Origin of the sequence: Herbiconiux daphne, from assembly GCF_024979295.1 — a bacterium.
GTDB classification, from domain to species: domain Bacteria; phylum Actinomycetota; class Actinomycetes; order Actinomycetales; family Microbacteriaceae; genus Herbiconiux; species Herbiconiux daphnes.
Window position 1 is genome coordinate 1 of record NZ_JANLCJ010000374.1, and the last position, 715, is coordinate 715.

Below are 715 nucleotides of genomic sequence, written 5' to 3' on the forward strand. Positions count from 1 at the left end.
TCCCCACTTACCCTATCGCTATAAAAATAAAGATATTCTCTTCACATATTTCATCGAATTTAACGATATGATTTTTCAGTGTGAGGTTATTAATATAGGTGAAGATATGTTTACTTATATTCACCAGAAAACCACACCGATTAAAAACCCCGACGCTGATTTAATTTATTCACTGGAACATAGCCCGAAACCAAATTATAATAGAAGTGTGTACAAGCCAACTACGAACATTCAGAAGAGAATTGTATGGTTCTTCATTAACGATAAAGTATTTTATCAAGATAATGAGGTTGGCGATGCAATAGCGAACTATTTGAAAATCTGTAAGAGGGGATAAATGGTTGTGGACTCGGTGGCGACCGTCAAAGATTTAATAGAGGCTGTTGGATTCCCTATTGTCTGTTGCATCGCGCTATTCTGGTATATTAATACCAATATGCGCGAGCAGCGGAAATTGTTGGATGAAATCAGTAAAACACTGGTTCAAGTTGTAGACTCCATTAGAGGTATTAAATAATGGCTTACGATTACAAGGCTAAAAAGAAAAACATCGCGCAACTGGTGAATTATATGCTTACCAAAACGCTGTCGATGTTTGAATATTCCGGGCTTCCTGAAACTATTCCGCGCAAAGAACTGGAGCGGCTGTTACAGGTTCACGGGTACGCTTTTATTACCAAAGCCCCGGACGGTGAGTTATATGCTTTCACTGGCT

Annotated in this window: 2 protein-coding genes; both read left to right on the plus strand. The window is 38.6% G+C overall.

Annotated elements, in window-relative coordinates:
- Positions 1 to 337 (plus strand): hypothetical protein (locus tag N1032_RS25320; RefSeq protein WP_259543352.1); only part of this gene is annotated, 337 nt, incomplete at its 5' end.
- A 179-nt stretch (positions 338 to 516) separates the two neighbouring features.
- Positions 517 to 715 (plus strand): hypothetical protein (locus N1032_RS25325; protein ID WP_259543354.1); only part of this gene is annotated, 199 nt, incomplete at its 3' end.